General features: G+C 30.9%; 16 protein-coding genes. 6 read left to right on the forward strand and 10 right to left on the reverse strand.

Annotated elements, in window-relative coordinates:
- Nucleotides 1-195: 195 nt before the first annotated feature.
- Both ACTCDL_RS06430 and pdxR read right to left on the reverse strand, forming a co-directional pair.
- Nucleotides 196-927: a LemA family protein gene (locus tag ACTCDL_RS06430; RefSeq protein WP_463175166.1), complete on the reverse strand. Its 732-nt coding sequence runs from the start codon at nt 925-927 to the stop codon at nt 196-198.
- A 215-nt stretch (nt 928-1,142) separates the two neighbouring features.
- Nucleotides 1,143-2,630 carry a MocR-like pyridoxine biosynthesis transcription factor PdxR gene (gene pdxR, locus ACTCDL_RS06435; RefSeq protein WP_463175168.1) on the reverse strand — a complete coding sequence of 496 codons (1,488 nt, stop codon included), beginning with the start codon at nt 2,628-2,630 and terminating at the stop codon, nt 1,143-1,145.
- Nucleotides 2,631-3,075: 445 nt separating this feature from the next.
- Here pdxR and pdxS point away from each other — a divergent pair, with 445 nt between their 5' ends.
- The gene (pdxS, locus tag ACTCDL_RS06440; protein ID WP_463175169.1) at nt 3,076-3,954 is read left to right on the forward strand and encodes a pyridoxal 5'-phosphate synthase lyase subunit PdxS; all 879 of its coding nucleotides are present in this window, start codon (nt 3,076-3,078) and stop codon (nt 3,952-3,954) included.
- A 106-nt stretch (nt 3,955-4,060) separates the two neighbouring features.
- On the forward strand, nt 4,061-4,663 hold the full coding sequence (gene pdxT, locus ACTCDL_RS06445) for a pyridoxal 5'-phosphate synthase glutaminase subunit PdxT (protein ID WP_463175170.1): 603 nt from the start codon (nt 4,061-4,063) through the stop codon (nt 4,661-4,663).
- A gap of 163 nt (nt 4,664-4,826) precedes the next feature.
- On the opposite strand, the gene ACTCDL_RS06450 is transcribed toward pdxT, so the two are convergent.
- The 4 genes from ACTCDL_RS06450 to ACTCDL_RS06465 form a co-directional block, all read right to left on the reverse strand.
- Complete coding sequence (locus tag ACTCDL_RS06450; RefSeq protein WP_463175172.1) at nt 4,827-6,338, reverse strand: M16 family metallopeptidase; 1,512 nt, start codon at nt 6,336-6,338, stop codon at nt 4,827-4,829.
- Between the two features lie 32 nt (nt 6,339-6,370).
- Nucleotides 6,371-7,717 (reverse strand): M16 family metallopeptidase, encoded by a 1,347-nt coding sequence (locus ACTCDL_RS06455; RefSeq protein ID WP_463175174.1) that lies wholly within the window; start codon nt 7,715-7,717, stop codon nt 6,371-6,373.
- 1,238 nt (nt 7,718-8,955) lie between these two features.
- Nucleotides 8,956-10,590 (reverse strand): thiamine pyrophosphate-binding protein, encoded by a 1,635-nt coding sequence (locus ACTCDL_RS06460; RefSeq protein ID WP_463175175.1) that lies wholly within the window; start codon nt 10,588-10,590, stop codon nt 8,956-8,958.
- A 278-nt stretch (nt 10,591-10,868) separates the two neighbouring features.
- Nucleotides 10,869-11,132 (reverse strand): hypothetical protein, encoded by a 264-nt coding sequence (locus ACTCDL_RS06465; RefSeq protein ID WP_463175177.1) that lies wholly within the window; start codon nt 11,130-11,132, stop codon nt 10,869-10,871.
- Between the two features lie 317 nt (nt 11,133-11,449).
- Here ACTCDL_RS06465 and ACTCDL_RS06470 point away from each other — a divergent pair, with 317 nt between their 5' ends.
- Together ACTCDL_RS06470 and ACTCDL_RS06475 are read left to right on the forward strand one after the other, a co-directional pair.
- Nucleotides 11,450-11,716 (forward strand): hypothetical protein, encoded by a 267-nt coding sequence (locus ACTCDL_RS06470; protein WP_463175179.1) that lies wholly within the window; start codon nt 11,450-11,452, stop codon nt 11,714-11,716.
- A 109-nt stretch (nt 11,717-11,825) separates the two neighbouring features.
- A complete protein-coding gene (locus ACTCDL_RS06475; RefSeq protein ID WP_463175180.1) occupies nt 11,826-12,089 on the forward strand; it encodes a hypothetical protein in 264 nt (87 codons plus the stop codon).
- A 32-nt stretch (nt 12,090-12,121) separates the two neighbouring features.
- Here the strand turns inward: ACTCDL_RS06475 and ACTCDL_RS06480 are convergent, their stop codons facing one another.
- Nucleotides 12,122-12,850, reverse strand: coding sequence for a DUF421 domain-containing protein (locus ACTCDL_RS06480; RefSeq protein WP_463175182.1), 729 nt, complete (start codon nt 12,848-12,850; stop codon nt 12,122-12,124).
- Nucleotides 12,851-13,575: 725 nt separating this feature from the next.
- Between ACTCDL_RS06480 and ACTCDL_RS06485 the strand changes: the two genes are divergently transcribed.
- Nucleotides 13,576-14,937, forward strand: a complete 1,362-nt coding sequence (locus ACTCDL_RS06485) for a hypothetical protein (protein ID WP_463175184.1) — start codon at nt 13,576-13,578, stop codon at nt 14,935-14,937.
- A 110-nt stretch (nt 14,938-15,047) separates the two neighbouring features.
- Here the strand turns inward: ACTCDL_RS06485 and ACTCDL_RS06490 are convergent, their stop codons facing one another.
- The 3 genes from ACTCDL_RS06490 to ACTCDL_RS06500 form a co-directional block, all read right to left on the reverse strand.
- Nucleotides 15,048-15,770 (reverse strand): class I SAM-dependent methyltransferase, encoded by a 723-nt coding sequence (locus ACTCDL_RS06490; RefSeq protein WP_463175185.1) that lies wholly within the window; start codon nt 15,768-15,770, stop codon nt 15,048-15,050.
- 569 nt (nt 15,771-16,339) lie between these two features.
- The gene (locus ACTCDL_RS06495; protein ID WP_463175186.1) at nt 16,340-17,122 is read right to left on the reverse strand and encodes a methyl-accepting chemotaxis protein; all 783 of its coding nucleotides are present in this window, start codon (nt 17,120-17,122) and stop codon (nt 16,340-16,342) included.
- A gap of 321 nt (nt 17,123-17,443) precedes the next feature.
- Nucleotides 17,444-17,638, reverse strand: a complete 195-nt coding sequence (locus ACTCDL_RS06500; protein WP_463175188.1) for a hypothetical protein — start codon at nt 17,636-17,638, stop codon at nt 17,444-17,446.
- Nucleotides 17,639-17,892: 254 nt separating this feature from the next.
- On the opposite strand from ACTCDL_RS06500, the gene ACTCDL_RS06505 reads away from it, so the two are divergent.
- Nucleotides 17,893-18,399, forward strand: coding sequence for an HD domain-containing protein (locus ACTCDL_RS06505; protein WP_463175190.1), 507 nt, complete (start codon nt 17,893-17,895; stop codon nt 18,397-18,399).
- Nucleotides 18,400-18,600 lie beyond the last annotated feature (201 nt).

Consider the following 18,600-nt stretch of genomic DNA (forward strand, 5'->3'; position numbering starts at 1 on the left):
GTGTGAGCTATGAGTGTGAGTGTGTGTAAAACTTCTTTTTATTAGGGTTTACTCACACTCACACACCCACTCACGCTAATTTTAAAAGTGTCGCAATATACCCATAAAAAACCATTAACATTTAAATTCAACTAGCACAACGGGTTATATTAATAAACTTAAAATACTTAATTAAATCTAAAACAACTTGTATTTTTAGAATTCTACTTCTACATTCTTCTCAACCTTTTTAGAAAAATTAAGATATTCTTTCTTTTCAAAATTGAAGATAACAGCCATAATATTTAATGGAAAAAAATCTATCATAGAATTATACTTTCTAACTATAGAATTATATCTTTGCCTTGCCACAGAAATTCTATTCTCTGTACCTTCTAACTGGTCTTGTAATATAACAAAATTTTGCTTTGCCTTTAAATCAGGATACCTTTCTACTAAAACCCACATACTCTTTAAACTTTTATTTAATCTGTGGTTAGCTTGAGATAACTTAAGCACCTCTTCTTTAGTTAGGCTCTCCTGCTTTGTAACAGTTTTCAATGTATTGACAGCTTCATTTCTAGCCTTGATTACCTCTGTTAATGTACTCTTTTCATGCTCAGCATAACCCTTAACAGTATTTACTAGATTAGGAATCAAATCAAACCGCCTTTTTAAAGCTACCTCAATTTGTGATTTAGACTCTTGAACTCGATTATCTAGATCAACTATTTTATTGTAGCTAACTCCCGCAATCATTCCTCCTATTAGTAAAATAGCACTAAATAACCATAATTTATTCAATTTACTTTCTCTAGGCGCAGATTTGACTCTTCTTTTCTCTTTAGTCTCATCTTCTCCATCTATAGAGTTTAATAGATCTTTAGCCTCTTCTACACTCACCTTTCCTTCATCTAACATTCTAAGAATTTTCTCTTTTTCCCCCAATTTTTGCCCTCCTAATTATACTGTTTAAAGATTTTATTTCTATATAATCTTTTTTTTACCTTTATTTGCTCTTAAATTTATATTCCTTACTATTAAGAACAAAATTTTTTGGAGAGTAATCTTTAGAATAAAAAAAGAGAGTATATTCAATTATATCAAATTAATAGAAAATATTGCTTTAACTCATATAGTAAATATTCCAGAAAGTCTAGTCTTTAAACTAAAGGCATTATACTGTTATCCCAACTATAACTCTCTTCATCCAACTCTGCCTGTATCAGCTCAGCTAAACACTTTATTCCTTGATCTATCTCTTCAGTAGTAACTGCTGCAATACTTAACCTAACCCTATTCTCCTGCTTCTGACTATAGTAAAAGACCTCTCCAGGTGCAATATTGACCCCCATCTTTAAAGCCCTTTCGTGTAACTTTTTACCTGAAATATTCTCAGGTAGCTCTAACCAGAGATTGAGACCACCTGCTGGAGTAGTGTATTTAACCCTTTTAGGTAAGTATTTATGTAGAGCTTTTATCATAACCTCATATCTTTGTTGATAAGTCTTTTTCAATTTACTTATTTGGTCTTCCCATATCTCTTCTCTAAAATACAAATCTAATACTCTTTGTACCAGACCATCAGTGAAGATATCTGACATATACTTCGATAGAAGGATATCATTGAAATAACGTTCAGGTATAATCAAGAAGGCCAACCTCAATCCTGGCATAAAGATTTTAGAGAAACTCTTAATATAGATTACCCTGCCATCACCAGATAACGACTTCAATGACAGATTATTCTTCTCACCATAACTTAAATCACTCAAACAGTCATCCTCAATAATTAGAAGATCATACTCCTTGGCCAGCTCCAATATCCTCTCCTTCTTTTCTTTAGAATAACTATACCCAGTTGGATTCTGATAGTTTGGCATCAAATAAAGAAACTTAGGCTTCTCTTTATCCAATTCAGCTTCCAAAATCTCAATATCAATCCCATCACTTGTTATAGGGATATCAACGATATTGGCACGTCTAGATTTAAAGACAGAGATTGCCCCAGGATAGGTCGGTCTCTCTACAAAGACAGTATCACCATAATCTAAAAAGGTCTTAGCTAAAATATCAATCCCTTGTTGAGCTCCAGAAACAATCTGAATCTCATCAATATTACTCTTTATATCATATCTTTTGATATATTTACAGATTGATTCACGCAAGGGTAAATAGCCTTGACTCTTCTGATAACCAAAGGCATAGCCTTTATCTCTATCTAAAACTTTATTCAATAATCTCTTAAAAGGTGTAATAGGAAATAAATCGGGAGTAGGAGCTGCTGTAGCAAAGTTAATCACTCTATCTTGCTCTTCTCCCCCTCTTCTACCTTCAACAAACTTCGTATCCTCATCGATATATACCTCTTCATCTAAATAGATATCCTCTCTATCCTCAACAAGATTCTGTGCTGCAACAAAGGTTCCACTCCCGACCTTTTTGTAGACTAAATCCTCTTCTTCTAATAAATTATAGGCGTTGACAATAGTTACATTATTGACTCCCAAACTCTTTGATAACTTTCTAATAGGTGGTAACTTACTATGCTCCTTCAATTTACCAGCTTCAATCAATCCTCTTAATTGAATATATAACTGGATATAAAGATGTTTAGAAGAAGATTTATCTAATTGTATCGATTCAATCATAACAATCCCCCCAACTTCAGTTGATAGTGTATAGTGTAAAGCTAATAGTTGAAAAAATAATAGATAGAGTATAAACCTCTATTGAACAAGCATTGAATACCTTTTATCTGTCTTTAACTATGCATTTTTAACTATCAACTATTAACTTTTTATTGTACCCCTCTTGACAATACAATTTAATTAGTTATATAATAATTCATGGGTACAATACCATTTTTTATAGAATTGAACCCATACAATTATTATAACTTAAAACCAGTCAATAGTAAACAGTAAGAAGTGAGAAGTAACTAGTATTATAATTTGGCTACTCAATTAAGAAGCAATTATTTAAGATAAATAAACAATACTTAAGATAACCTTGATATTATTTTAGTATCTTGAATTTTTACTGATTACTACTTACTTATCACTAATTACTGAATTTAAAAAGGAGATGATAAATATGAATGAAAGATATGGATTGAACAAAAACTTAGCACAGATGTTAAAAGGTGGAGTAATCATGGATGTAACTACTCCTAAAGAAGCAAAGATTGCAGAGGAAGCTGGAGCGGTAGCAGTTATGGCTTTAGAGAGAGTTCCTGCTGATATTCGTAAGGAAGGTGGGGTATCAAGAGCATCTGATCCTGCAATGATTAAGGGGATTCTTGAAGCAGTCTCTATCCCAGTTATGGCTAAAGCAAGAATTGGACACTTTGTAGAAGCACAGGTTTTAGAGGCTTTAGGTGTAGATTACATAGATGAAAGCGAAGTATTAACACCTGCAGATGAAGAGAATCACATCAATAAGACGTTATTTGAAGTACCTTTTGTCTGTGGTGCTACTAACTTAGGTGAGGCATTACGTCGGATTGGTGAAGGTGCTAGTATGATTAGAACTAAAGGTGAAGCTGGTACAGGTAATGTTGTAGAGGCTGTTCGACACATGAGAACGATGAACTCTCAAATGAGAAGATTAACTACTATGGATAGCCATGAATTGATGGCTGCTGCTAAAGAGTTAAGAGCTCCTTTTGAATTAGTTAAGTATGTAGCTGAGCATGGTAAACTTCCTGTAGTTAACTTTGCTGCTGGTGGAGTAGCTACCCCTGCTGATGCAGCATTAATGATGCAATTAGGTTGTGATGGAGTATTTGTAGGTTCAGGAATCTTCAAATCAGGAGACCCTGCTAAAAGAGCTAGAGCAATTGTGAAGGCTACTGCTCACTATGACGATCCTAAGATTATTGCTGAAGTATCAGAGAATATCGGTGAAGCAATGGTAGGAATCAATATCAGTACTTTAGCTGATAATGAAAAACTAGCTCATCGAGGTTGGTAACCAATAAATTTACAATGTAAAATGTACAATTGACAATTAAAACCTTTAAAATTGTACATTGCCCATTATAAATTGTAAATTATTAATTACAAAGGATGGTATAACTATGCTTAAAATTGGTGTCTTGTCTTTACAAGGTGGAGTAGCTGAACATCTTAATATGTTAAGCCAAATTGCTGATGTCTCTCCCTTAAGTGTTAAGAAGAAGGATGATTTTGCAGATTTAGATGGTTTAATCTTACCTGGTGGTGAAAGCACTACCTTAGGAAAACTACTTAATATCTTTGATTTAAAGGATACAATTATAGATTTAGCAAAAAGAGGTCTTCCAATCTGGGGAACCTGTGCTGGAATGATATTACTAGCTAAAGAGGTTGATGGTGAGGATAGTCATTTAAACCTGATGGATATTAGCGTAAAACGGAATGGATATGGAAATCAACTAGCTAGCTTTAAAACTATGGAGCTAATACCTAAGATTTCTAAGCAAGAGATTCCTCTAATATTCATTAGAGCACCTTATATCAATAGAGTTACTAATAATGTTGATATACTACTAGAATTGGATAACAAGATTGTAGCTGTAGAACAAAACAACCTACTAGCTACCTCCTTTCATCCAGAATTAGCTGAAGATTTAAGAGTACATGAATACTTTGTAAATAAGGTTAGAGCCTCTGTAAAATCGAGATTAAAGATAGCTAAATAATTTAAGATTAATCAAAAAATTTGAGCCGCGAAGCTACACAAATATCCACGAGTAAAAAAACTTCATTAAAAGCAATTATAATTCGTGTTTGATTTGTGATAATTCGTGGCTCATTATTTATTAATGCTATTATTTATTTCAAAAACTGCTATAACTCTATAATTTATTTAACCTCTACAACCTCTACATCAATCCCCTGCTCTTTAAATTTGGGTAAAATCTTCTCTTTATTGCCTACAATTACTGTTAAGAATCTTTGAGGATAACTATACTCAGTAAAAACCTTTTGAGCCTTAGTAGCACTCAATTGATTATACTCTTTTATTACTTTGTTGATATAATCAACATCCCTACCTTCTAGTTCAACATTATAGATAATCCTATTAATTACACTCAATTTAGATTTATATGACTTAGGGAAGAAGGCATTGTATAGATTGATAATTTTAAATAACTCATCTTCCTTTATCTTCTTTTCACCATTTTTAATAGAGATCATCTCTTCTTTAATCTCCTGTATGGCTTGATAAGTATCTGCAGGCTTAACCTCTGTACTGATATAATACGCTCCACCTAATTGATTATACTGATCAGTTGCACTAATTCCATAAACAAAACCTTTTTTAGTACGGAGATTATCCATTAATCTACTCTCAAAATCTCCTCCACCATAGACACTGTTAGCCATTGTAAAGGCCACTTTATCCTTAAAATTATTATCAAAGAAATTGTATCCCATCTTAATTTTAGCTTGGGTAGCATCAGGCTTATTAACCAAGATTACTCTACCATAATTTTCTGTATCAATCTCCACTGCTGGAGTTTTAATTTCAACTTCAAGCTCCTGATACTTACTCTTCTCTGTACTTTGCTTTTCATCCTTTTCTATCATGCCCCATTGGTTAAAATATTTGTTGAGCATCTTCTCCATCCTCTTAGTATCTATATCACCTACAATAGCAAAGATAGTATTACTAGGAGATATATTCTGATCATAAAACCTTTGCAAGCTATCAGGAGTAATATTAGAGAGAGCAGCTATATTCAAATCAATATCATCATCAAAGGAATAAGGATGATTCTTATATATATTCTTATAAAAATACATATCTAGCAAATTACTTTCCTGAGTTTTAGCTTGGGCTAGGCCTCTATACAGCTCCTGTTTTACTCTAGTAAAATAGTTAGCATTGAACTTAGGCTCCTGCAATATTTCTGACATCAAAGAGATTATCTCCTCTGTGTCTGTACTTAAAGCACTACCAGCAAAGCTAAGATAATCATTCTCTACCCCAAAACCAAAATCGATTCCATTGATATCTTTGTAATTGGCTAGCTCTTTTTCATTAAAATGCTTAGTCCCTGTATTCATCATCTCAACCATAAAGGAGCTAATTCCTGCCAAAGATTTGACTTCTTGCCTTCTCCCCCCATTGATATATCCTTTAATCTCAACAGTAGGTAACTGGTGATCTTCTACTAGATATACAATCAGACCATTCTCAAACTCTATCCTCTTATAATCTGGAATATCTATATGGGGAATTTTATTCTTATTAACTGCCAAATTCTCAAATAATTCTTTATTATATTCAACCTTTGCAAGAACAGTTTCACTATAAGTTACTTGAAAGAAAGCTAATAATAACATTATACTTATAATCAATTTTTTCAATGAATTTACCTCCTTTTAATTCACTTTATTACTTAATCCTTAGGTAAAATATATCCAATAGTTCTATTATCTCTTACAAAGTATTTTTTGGCTACTCTGATAATATCCTTGGTAGTTAAGTTCTTTAACCTCTGAATATTTTTCTGATATAAAGTTGGATCATTATAACGAACAACACTTGTTGCCACTGTATCTGCTGCAGAAGAGATATCCTTTTGGCTAAAGATTAAGTCTTTTAATACTCTCTTTTTAACTATCTCTAGCTCATTTTTTTGAACACCTTGCTCTATTAACTTCTTTAGCTCTTGGTCAAATTCATATCGTACATCATAGACCATACCCTCTGAAATCGGTACAGTATATAATAGAGCATAACCTGGTTTACGCAAGCCTACTGTAAAACCTCCAGCCTCTAATATCATCCTTTTTTTCTTCTGAAGCTCTGTCTTAACTCTAGAAGTAGAATTATTTACTAAAATATCAAGTAAAGCATTAATTGCCACTATATCAGGATGATCTCCTTTAGGTATCTTATATAGCATAGCAATAATTGGTACTCGAGTTACCTTCTCTAATTTAATAACTCGCTCTAATTTCTGTTCAGGCTCAATAGTCTCTAGCCTCTTAACCTCCTGTGGCTGATAGCTACCATAATATTTTTTAGCCAAATTATGTACTTCTTCTGGATTAACATCACCTGATACTACCATTACAGCATTATTTGGAGCATAATATCTGGTATAATAATCTCGAATATCATCTGATGTTATATTATCAAGATCTTTCATCCAACCAATAACTTGATGATGCAAGGAAGATTCTTGAAAAGCCTTTGCCTGTATCTCTTCTAAAGAGGAGCTGAATACATTATTCTCCACTCTCATTCTTCTCTCTTGTTTAACTACTTCCTTTTCCCGATTAAACTCCTTAGGATCAATCTTTAAATTTCTCATTCTATCAGCTTCAATTGCCATGGCTAATTCCAACTTTGCTGACGGAACTTCTTCATAATAAGTAGTATAATCATAATAAGTACCAGCATTATTACTTCCACCCACAGCTTTAACCAATTGATGAACCTGGTTCTTACCAAGACTGTCAGTTCCTAAGAACATAGTATGTTCCAATAAATGAGAAATCCCCGATATCCCTTCTGGTTCATCAACTGAACCAACTTTATACCAGATAGAGAATTTAGCTAAAGGAATCTTGTGATCTTCAAATACATAAATCTCTAATCCATTATCTAGTTTAAAATGGGAATAATCTAATTTTGGAATAAAAATCTCTTTTTTCATTGATTGATTAGCATATATAGAATTTACTCCAAAAAGAATTAATAATAGTGATAATACTAGAACTTTAAAAATCTTTCTCATCTAAAATTTCCTCCTTTATAATTCATTTTTTAATATTATTGCTATTATAACAAAATAAAACTAAAAATACAATTAAAGTAAGTGTCTTTAAGCTGATTTATCTCTAATAAAACCTAGATAAAAAGGTTACAATAATAAGAAGCTCAATTTGAGACTCTTCACCCTCTAACTGTAATATATAAATAGATATTCTGTAGAATATCTATTTGTCCTCTAAATCTATTAAAAAGCTATTATAATCTCATAGCTCAAACTTAATATCTGAGCAAGACTATCGATGATATTAGAGTTATTAAACCACTTTAAAGCTAAGTCTGAGGTTAAATTTAAGATTAAATAAATTTACTCCCTTTAAAATAGCAAGAAAAATAGCAAGAAGCAAGGAGGTAAACCTCCTTGCTTCTATCAAGATCTTAATATCCAAAGTCTCCTCCTAATAATAATAAAATTAAAATCAAGAAGATTACAAATGCTCCATTATCATCATATCCATAGTCACCCATGAGGATAATACACCTCCTCAAACTTATTATAGAGATAGAAATAGACTAAAAGTTATTCATAGGTACCTAACAATAACAAAATTAAGATTAAGAAGATTACAAATACATAGTTGTCATCATCAGTCATCTTCTATCTACCTCCTTCTTGCTAATTACATTTTATACTATGCTTTAAGATTCATTTTCGTTAATTAAAATCAAAACAAGGGTCAATCCCCCTGTTTACTATTAATATCCAAAATCTCCACCTAATAATAGTAAGATTAAAATTAAGAAGATTACAAACACTCCATTATCATCATATCCATAGTCACCCATTAGGATAAAACCTCCTTATATTATTTATTAGAAAAATAAATCAAATTAAAAGAAACTTTTAATAAGTACCTAGCAATAATAAAATTAAGATCAAGAAGATTATAAATACATAGTTGTCATCATAAGCCATCTTCTCTTCCTCCCTTCTTGCTAATTTCAATTTATATTATGTACTTATCTTCAAAATCGTTACAAAAATACCTTAGCAGATTATGAGGTTATATAGAGAAAAAGCGACACTTCGTGTCAGGAATCTGGAATATGGAATCAGTCTATTTTACTGATAACTGGTTCCTGACTCCTGATTCTTAAAAGTGTCGCATTATCCCCATTAAGCCTCATTCCACTACTGTTTATAAAAAAAGAAGCCCCTGACGCTTGTTAACTCGTCTGAGGCTTCAACCCATCTATTAAAATTTAGACTAATTCAATTACCTTCTTTGATTCTAATTTAGTTCCTACAGGTATTGGAGCTGCTGTTGGGATATCTATTAATACAGTTTCTGTTATATCTTGATTCTGCTTTAAGATATAATCTAACTCTTCAAGATTCTCTGCTCTCATCCCTTTAATCCCAGATGCTTCTGCTAGTTTTATGAAATCAGGATTGCTTAAGTCAACCTCTTCTACCTCTAAATTAGCTGAAAGCATCTTATTTCTTTCCATCGCTAATACTCCATTGTTCAACACTATTATTCTAATAGCCAAATTATACCTTCTGGCTGTCAACAGTTCAGCTAAGACCATTGCTATCCCTCCATCACCAATGATACAGGTAACTGGCTTTTCAGGGTAATTTATCTTAGCAGAGAGTGCTGCTGGTAGGGCAAAGCCCATAGTTCTCCACTTACCTGAAATTAGAACCTCTTCACACCTTTGACTGAAGTATTTACCAAACCAAACTACACTATCACCAGAATCTAAGGTGATAATCTCATCTTCATAAAGATTGTTAGAGATTATCTTCATAACCTCTTTAGGACACAGTCCTTTTTGATTATTCTCATATCTCCTTGATAAATCATCTAGTAATAACTGTCTACTACCTTCTATCTTAACTCTCCACTCTTGATTAGTCTTAGAAGAGACCCTCTCTAATAACAATTGTAATGAACTTCTTAACTCACCTAAAACTCCTAATTCTACTGGATGGGTCATCCCAACATTCTCTTTAATAGCATCAAATTGAAGAACTTTGGGTTCTCTTGGCACACTATCCATTGGCCACCAAGTAGCCCCAAAGATAACAATTAAATCCGCCTCCTGCAATAGATTATCAGCTTTCTCATTTCCTACATGTCCTAAACCACCTAAACATAATGGTTGATTGTATTCAATCATCCCTTTAGCTGCTAAGGTACTGATTAACCCACCATTAATCCTATTGGCAAACTCTAATAGCTCTTCCCTACAACCTTTAGCACCTCGACCATATAATATCACTGGCTTTTGAGCTTGGTTTATCACCTCTACTGATTGATTAATTAGCTCATCATCAGGTAATCTAGCCTCATCTAAATGAGGTAAATAATCACGAGCTTGAGCATTAACTTCCTTATCCCACATATCCATAGGAATCACTAAATGGCTGACTCCGCCTTCGACTATTGCCTTAGTCATTGCTTTAACCATCAAATCCACTATTGATTCAGGGTTAGTGACCAGAGCTGAATAAACAGTTAGAGAATCGGTCATATTCATCTGCTTAATAAATTGTTCATAGTTTGTCCCCATATTCCAGCTCTCTACCTGACCTGTAATTAACAGCATTGGTGTTTTATCACTATAAGCATCGGCAACACCATTGAGAATATTGGTTGTACCTGGTCCACCATCTGCTAGACAGACTGATAGTTGCCCCTTTAATTTCGACTCAGCTGATGCCATCAGTCCTGCTGCACTCTCATGCTTAGTAGTATACAGCTTAATTGGAGAATCATTTAGTTCTGCAAAGAATTTTAAAATAGTATCTCCTGCAAATCCGTAAATATGTTCAACTCCCCATCGGTTTAGTTGTTCTATCATTACTTTGCTTAGTTTCTGCTTAGACATATTAACACTCCTTTTTATTAAAGATATCAATTTTATGATTTCCTTAATGGGGAGGAATTATGATTTAAATTTAGTTTCGCCTGTCGGGAGTTACCTTTTTCCTTGATGAAAAAGTAACCAAAAAATCAAGAAAACTTTTAAAATCAGGAAAAACGCTAGTACTATTTATTGAAATACTTATTATTAATTAAATTTTTGGCTTGATATAATAATTTTTAGATTAAATTGATATACCGCTTACTTTTCAAAAAGCTTTAAAAGAAAAAATCATATTAAATTCAGTTGATAATTTCTTTTAGTTCCTCTTCACAGTTTAAATAATAGTCTGTTATTAATTCAGCATATTTATCTTTTATTTCTTCACTACTAATATTCCTAGAATTTTCAATTGTTTCAATTGTATGTTCTTTAATATGCTCAATTAATTTATTAGTTACTAACTTATCTATGTGTTGCTTTACAATTTTTAATATTTTTTCTTTAAAAAATTCATGTTTATCTTCTTTTATTTTTCTTTTTATTTCTTCTATATAGATAAACAACTCTAGAATGAAACAATAGAAAGGTAATGTAACACTTTTGTGTCAGGAATCTGGAATCAGTCTGTTTTACTGATAACTGGTCCCTGACTCCTGATTCCTAAAGGTGTCCCAATATCCAACTAAATTTCACATTGTAATTGAATATCTATAGATAGAATTTTATTTGGTTTATATTTCCACAATCAACCTATATTGAGTTTAAAGTAGATTTAAATCATACATATTCAAGAAAAATGATTCATTTAGTTGATTTTTATTAGAAATTTATATAAAATGTAGAATGTTCTGTTTAATAAGTACATAAGGAGGAACAAGTTATGTGGATTAAAAAAAGAGTGTCAAAATATCGTTTTGCAAAGGTGAAAACTTATCAAGAGGCTTTAGAGAAGACTACAAATATTCTTAAAAATAAGTTTGGTGATAATAAGGTCTTTTTATCAGAAGAGGAAGATAAACAAGGTAATAAACACTTCTTTGTAAAAGCAAATCTTAAGAAAGAAGAAACAGAAAAATTTAATATTATTTATAATGAAATCACTTCTATCTTCTTCTCTGGAAAAGCAAATCAAACTGTTGAATTTTAAAGAGAGTCCTTTCATTTTGAAAGGACTTTTTTTTATTGTTATTTTTTACTTATTATAAAGGTCTTCTATAAAGAGCAAACTATAAGAAAAGATAAAGGAGGATAAACAGATGGCTCAAGGACCTAAAGAGAAAAATTATAACCATGAAGCTAGTGACAACCCCGGAAGTGCTGGAAATGATTTTGTACATGCTAAAAATATATTAGAACAAGAACTTGGCTCTACCCAAGAACCTGAAGATATTCCAAAGGGATATGTAGGTACCCATAGTATGCCTGCACTATTTGGATGGATAAGCCAAGAATACCAAAGGCAAATTGCTGATGATTTAGTAGAGATGGGCAAAAACATCGAACCTAAGAATAAAAGTTAATAAAATCATTTAGAATAGACCAATTAATTGGTCTATTCTTCAACATCACTGATATCTACACTATCTTTTTTTAAATTATCATCGCTTAAATCAAAATAAATACTCCTATCAACAGGATTATAACTGGCTAAAATAACGTCTTCTATTTTAAAAATCTGATTCTCTCTTAACTTGGAATCTAGCCATTTTCTAGTTAATCCATGTTGTTCTAAATTAGGAGCTATCACCTCACCATCTGTAATCAACTCTGTACAGATTCCTTCTTCCTGTCCAGAAAGATTTAGATCTTTGGGTGTAAGAGCCTTCTTATCAGCATTTGCTAAAACACTTAACTTCCCATCAGTTTCTAAAATAGCAAAATGAGCATCTCTAATGTCAAAGATGTTATTCTTTCTCAATTCTGAAAGTAAATCTTCCAAATTAAATCTAGTCTTTCTCATATTACCCTCTAATATCTTTCCTTGATGAACTAAAATTGTGGCTTCACCCTCTATAACCTTTCTTGCTTTTCTATTCTTTAAGGCAATATACTGCATTAAAAAGGTCAAAAAAGCAAAGAGAAATAATCCAATAAAATGTTGCCAAGTTCTCTGATTTAGGTCACTGGCCATATTACCAGCTATAGAGCCAAAGGTAATTCCATTAATATAATCATAAAAGGTCAATTCTCCAATCTGTTTTTTTCCAATTATGCGAGCAAAAAAGAAGGTTCCATAAAAGGCTACTACAGTCTGTAAAACAATCTCTATTACTGTTTTCATTTTGAAAGTTCTCCTAAGAATTTATTCTTTATATCTAGGATAAACTAAAGTGAAGATATTTATTAGTTAAAAATCAATAAAGATCGATTCTATAGTAATCCAACTTTAGAATGAAACAATAAAAAGATAGTGTGACACTTTCGTTTCAGGAATCGGGAATCTGGAATAAGTCTGTTTCACTGATAACTGGTTCCTGACTCCTGATTCCTAAAAAGATCGTAATACCCCTATTAAGTTTCACTTTAGACTTGGATATCTATATTGTCATAGCTTTTAGCAAATGAAACTTTGGATAGATATTCAAACACTTTGTTTACTAGGTAGACAGATGGGTGGGTGTTTAGAAACTGCCTAACTATCTAAACCTCTAAATTCTAACCATCAAAAAAATGTCGAAATATACCCCTATATCCTTATATTTCTAAAGTCATGAACCTATAATAAGTCTTTTGAATCTATCTTTGAGGAGGACTGATTGATGTCTTTATCTATTCAAGCTATATTAACTATACTCTTTGTTGTAGTCGGCTTTGCTATCTTATATTATCTTTCCAAAAAAGAGATGTTATAGTATAAAATGAAATTATTGAGTTAACTAACAACCCCACTAATTTTTTAGTGGGGTTGTTAGTTAAACACTATAATTGAAAATAGAATATATCAAAATAGCTCTGCATAAATATATATCATAACTTCACCTATAGTGAATAGTAAAGGAGGCTATTATGAAATTAATAGAGTATCTAAAGAAGAGTTCTCCCAAACTCCTAGATGAAATTGCAAATAACCATAGTATCTATTACACTCCAACCTTCTCAAAAAACTGGTTGAGCAATCAGTTAAAAGAGAAGTTAGCTGATCATACTTATTTCCAAAAAATAATCAGAACAGAGTTATCACCACAAGCAACCCAAGTCTTAAAAGAGTTAATCTCTACAGAATCAATCAATAAATCAGGGATTAACTCTAATGTATATCAACAATTAAATAAATTGGGACTACTCTATGAAGAGAAGAATTTTTATTATTTACCAAAGGACTTAAAGGATATTGTAGAAAAACATCTTAAATTAAAGAAGACTCCTCTAAAGATAAATAATAAAGACTTTAGAGAAGATTATTTTTCTCCTAGAGGCATTAAGCAAAAAAGTACTAGTGGGGCTACTAAAAAAACAATTAAAAGAGAACTAAATATAAAAACACCTAATTTGTTAGAGCAAACTAGCTCAGTAGAAAATAAACCCAACCTTAACTTCTTTATTTATTCAATCTTAATCTTGGGATATGCCAATAAATTATCTGAAGTTAGTAGTTTTGACGATAAAGATATTAAAGGCAGATTATTTTCTTACCTTAATAAAATCAACTTCACTAGCTTTAATACTGAAGAACTACTAAATTACATCTTAGAATATAGTCATAAACGAAGACTAATCTACTTAAATAATCTCAAATTAAGAAATAATTTTAACAGATGGCTAAATACAGATTATTCAGAAAAGATTCTAGACTTCTTAGATATCTTCTTTCCCCATAATGTCAGAAAGATAAGAGAAATAATTGCAGTTTTAATTCATTATCCTTTAAATAAGGAGATTCCCATAGACTTTATTACAGAAGAATTAAATTTCAACATCAAAAAAAGAGGTAAAATTTTGAATTTATTGAATATATTCAATATAAGAGATAATAATCTAAGTTTGACCCCATTTTGTTGGAACTTATTTACTAATAGACTGGCACCAAATCCAGAAGAGATTCATATTATAGAAGAAGAGATAATTATAAATCCAAAAATTGATTTAACTAAACTATGGATTATATCACAAGCTGCTTCATTAATAGAGGTTAATAATAATCTAAAGTTCAGATTAGATGAAGGAGGTTATCTGATGAGTAAGAATTTAGAAAGAAAATACCCAAACTTAAAAGAACTAAGATTAAAAAGATTGCAAGGAGAATATCAGAATGTCTCTGATGAAGAATGGAAAGAGATGCTAAACAGATTCAAATTGGAACATAATATTACTGGTAATGAGAGTTTAAGAATCGACTTAGCTTATAGTAGCCTTCACTACCCCATTTAGGATTGAGTCTAAGTTTAAATTCAAGTATCAATAAAACTTAACTTTAATTTTAGACTTAATCACAAATTATTACTCTTCAAAGAGCAAGGAAGAAACTTCTTCCTTGCTCTTTATTTATCTGCTACTATTACCAATGGAAAGGAATCTAATCTCTGATATTGACTATAATTAAAGTCACCATAAAACTTAACTCTAACAAAACCTGCTTGTAGCAATAGTTTCTTTAATATATCAGACTCTAATGGATACAATAAAACTGAATTTTTAAACTCTCCCCTAGGAGTAGTTAAACAAGTCTTAAAGTCTATCTTCCCACCTTTAAATTCATAATCTCTAATCAATTCTACAATAGATTCAACAGCTGTTATGGTAGGAAGGCTCTTAACCTCTTTAGCTAATATTCTATCATAATTAACAATCTGTAAAATTAGTTTACCTTCCTCTTTCAATAAATCATAACTCTTATTTAGCAACTCTCTTATCTTTTCTTGATTATCTAAATGTACCAGTGAGTTCCCTATACAACTTATCAAATCAAAACTTTTTGGCTGATATAATCTATCTAGATTAAGCATATCATCTACTCTAAAATCTATCTTTACCTGCTCTTCATAGGCCTTCTCTTTGGCTAGGTTAACCATCTCCCCACTCAAATCAAGGGCTGAGACCTGATAACCCTCTTTAGCCAACGCAATAGCATAATTACCAGTCCCAGTAGCCAAGTCTAATACTTTTCCATCATCTGGGATATTATCCATCATAAATTTTAATTTCCCCTCTTTCAAAGGGAATATATAATCATAATAAAGACTGAACTCTTGATAAAATTTCATTTTAACACCTCTTTATATTTTATTTTCTGATTCAACAATGAACTTTGTGGTTAATACTAGTTATAGGTCAAAATATAACCTTAGGAATCTGGAATCAAGAGTCAGAAAGCTGTGAATTATACTGATTCCTGATAACCGATTTCTTTATTTCATTATTAGTTATCAATTTAACTTTTCACAAGAGTTGTGGAAGACCCTATTTTTGAACTTATCTACTCCTAATTATTTTAAGTATTAAATCAACTTTTTATCAACTAATATCTTTTACTCATAAAACTTACTATAATCACAGATGGGTTAGGAACAATAATATAGATAAACAACTCTAGAATGAAACAATAGAAAGGTAATGTAACACTTTTGTGTCAGGAATCGGGAATCTTGGAATCAGTCTGTTTTACTGATAACTGGTCCCTGACTCCTGATTCCTAAAGGTGTCACAATATCCCCATAAATATTTCTTAGTATTAATAATAATTGATAAGTAGAATATTTACTGTGATTACAATCACTTTGAGAAATTATTAAAGAAATTAAAGTAAAAATGGATTCAAAATCGAATCCATTTCTCAATTCAATAAATTTATAATACTATTACCTAAATCTAAATGCTCCTCTCCAGCTTCATTAATCCTACCTACCATTATGGAGATACTATCTATCAATCCAAATACATTAGTAAAATGCTTCTCTAATTGCTGAGCAACCCTTTGATTTTTGTCCATATGTTGATCAAGCTGATCGATACCACCTTGGGCCTTGCTTAATTGTTTATATATATTCCTAGTGCTATCAACAATTTCTGTCAATAGAGCACCTGTTTTTAATGATAAATTTTTAACCTCATCTGCTACGACTGAAAATCCTGCTCCTGATTTCTCTGCCCGTGCAGCTTCAATAGATGCATTTAAAGCTAACATATTGGTTTGATCGGCAATTTTTTTAATCTGTTCTACAAATTTGGAAATATTATTAATCTCATTATGTAGCTGATTAAATACCCTATGAAAATCATCTAATTCTAACATTGAAGCCTTTAAATCATCTTTCATACTATTTATAACCTCTTCTTCAACTCTATTCTCTTCTAAAACTAGATTTGCTTTATTGTTAATCTGATTGACCTGACCAATTATCCATTTATCCTCTTCTTCCATCTCTTGTACCTGCTTTTTAAGGTTTTGCTTATAATCTTCAAACTTACTTTGAGTATATTCGTTTTGAATTAATTTCTCTTTTAGAACTTCAAGCTCTTTATTCTTAGTATCTAACTTAGACTTTAAAACTAACTTTTCTGATTCTAATCTTTTGATTTCAGCTTTTAATTTACCCCTTCCTAGCATCTCAGACATCTCCTTTATCTTCTTGTAGAGTTATAAAATTATATAATTCTGAGTTGTTTACTTGGTTTTATTCTATAAAAAAAAGAGCTTAGTGTCAAGATGATTATTATTATTTTAGATAATTTAGCAGATAAGAATAATCATAATAAATCTTTACAAATCAACTAAAGTATAGTCATTATTTAGATTAAATTTTAAATATTTTTATTCATTATCTAAATAAAAAATTATAGTTAGCACTTAGATAGACTAGGATTAAAAAGACCTAGTTACCTAACTCTAACCACTTATTAAAATATCCAATATAGCCTTTAAGCTTGACTTTAGAATCTATTTATCTATCATCATATAACAGAGTAAATTTCTAATCTCATATTTATTATTAGGAATGGTGCTCTTTACTGAGTTAACCTTATCTAAAAAATCATAGCTATTTCTTAACTTCAAAGAGACTTCTTTCTTCTTGGCTTTCTTATAAGCAAATAGACTATCTCCTATTCTAGCTTCATGATAAATTATAACCATTTCTCTTCCTCCTTTAAAGTTTTAAGATAAAACTTTAACCCTCTTTACTCTATATTTTAAAATCAATCCCATAAATATAGATAAATAATTTTCAAAAAAATTAAAGCCTTATTTTTATTTCATTTTAGGATTGGAAATCTATAGACATCAATTATCTATATGTAAATTATATCATAGATATTACCAATAATCTCTGTTATAATTAGTATAAATATATATTTTTAGATCCATTCTAAATCAAAGAGGTGAAATTAATGTTTAAAGAAGAATTAATTAGAGAAATGAAGAAGTATTTTGGAGATGATCAACGGAGAATAGAGCATGCACTACAAGTAACTAATTATGCAGAAAATTTAATAAAACTATATCAAAAAAAGGATATAAATTCAGAGGTGATACTATACTCTGCTATCTTACATGATATTGGTATTCATCAGGCTGAAAAAAAATATAATAGTGTTGCTGGTAGGTATCAAGAGATAGAAGGACCTCCTATTGCTAAAAAGATACTTGAAAAATTCGATATTGATCAAGAGATAATTTATGAAGTTTGTCAGATAATTGGACATCATCATTCTCCTAAAGCGATTCAGAGTAATAACTTTAAATTGCTCTATGATGCTGATTGGTTGGTCAATCTCCCAGAGGAGTATAATTTAGAGGATAATAAAAAACCTTTAGCTGAGATTATAGATAAACTTTATTTAAGTGATATAGGCAAGAATCTAGCTAAAGATTTATTTATTAAATCATCTTCTTAGTAGTTTCAAACTAGTAATTTTGATGTTTATCTTATTGAATTACTAATTAATAAAAATAATAAAGTCAGATATACTATTTGAGTATATCTGACTTTATTATTTTTATATATGATTAAACTGCAGAAACCAATATTTTACAACCATTTCGTTCCATGAAATTACAATAACATACTCTTGGTTTATTAGATTTTAAAATATGCT

The organism is Orenia sp. (assembly GCF_055140805.1).

What these genes read in the sequence shown, in the direction of transcription:
- ACTCDL_RS06480 (WP_463175182.1), bottom strand. Translation starts at nt 12,850, where the DNA reads ATGAAAACAGTAATAGAGATTGTTTTACAGACTGTAGTAGCCTTTTAT.
- ACTCDL_RS06460 (WP_463175175.1), bottom strand. Translation starts at nt 10,590, where the DNA reads ATGTCTAAGCAGAAACTAAGCAAAGTAATGATAGAACAACTAAACCGA.
- ACTCDL_RS06490 (WP_463175185.1), bottom strand. Translation starts at nt 15,770, where the DNA reads ATGAAATTTTATCAAGAGTTCAGTCTTTATTATGATTATATATTCCCT.
- pdxR (WP_463175168.1), bottom strand. Translation starts at nt 2,630, where the DNA reads ATGATTGAATCGATACAATTAGATAAATCTTCTTCTAAACATCTTTAT.
- ACTCDL_RS06475 (WP_463175180.1), top strand. Translation starts at nt 11,826, where the DNA reads ATGGCTCAAGGACCTAAAGAGAAAAATTATAACCATGAAGCTAGTGAC.
- ACTCDL_RS06500 (WP_463175188.1), bottom strand. Translation starts at nt 17,638, where the DNA reads ATGGTTATAATTTATCATGAAGCTAGAATAGGAGATAGTCTATTTGCT.
- ACTCDL_RS06485 (WP_463175184.1), top strand. Translation starts at nt 13,576, where the DNA reads ATGAAATTAATAGAGTATCTAAAGAAGAGTTCTCCCAAACTCCTAGAT.
- pdxS (WP_463175169.1), top strand. Translation starts at nt 3,076, where the DNA reads ATGAATGAAAGATATGGATTGAACAAAAACTTAGCACAGATGTTAAAA.
- ACTCDL_RS06455 (WP_463175174.1), bottom strand. Translation starts at nt 7,717, where the DNA reads ATGAGAAAGATTTTTAAAGTTCTAGTATTATCACTATTATTAATTCTT.
- ACTCDL_RS06495 (WP_463175186.1), bottom strand. Translation starts at nt 17,122, where the DNA reads ATGTCTGAGATGCTAGGAAGGGGTAAATTAAAAGCTGAAATCAAAAGA.
- ACTCDL_RS06505 (WP_463175190.1), top strand. Translation starts at nt 17,893, where the DNA reads ATGTTTAAAGAAGAATTAATTAGAGAAATGAAGAAGTATTTTGGAGAT.
- pdxT (WP_463175170.1), top strand. Translation starts at nt 4,061, where the DNA reads ATGCTTAAAATTGGTGTCTTGTCTTTACAAGGTGGAGTAGCTGAACAT.
- ACTCDL_RS06470 (WP_463175179.1), top strand. Translation starts at nt 11,450, where the DNA reads ATGTGGATTAAAAAAAGAGTGTCAAAATATCGTTTTGCAAAGGTGAAA.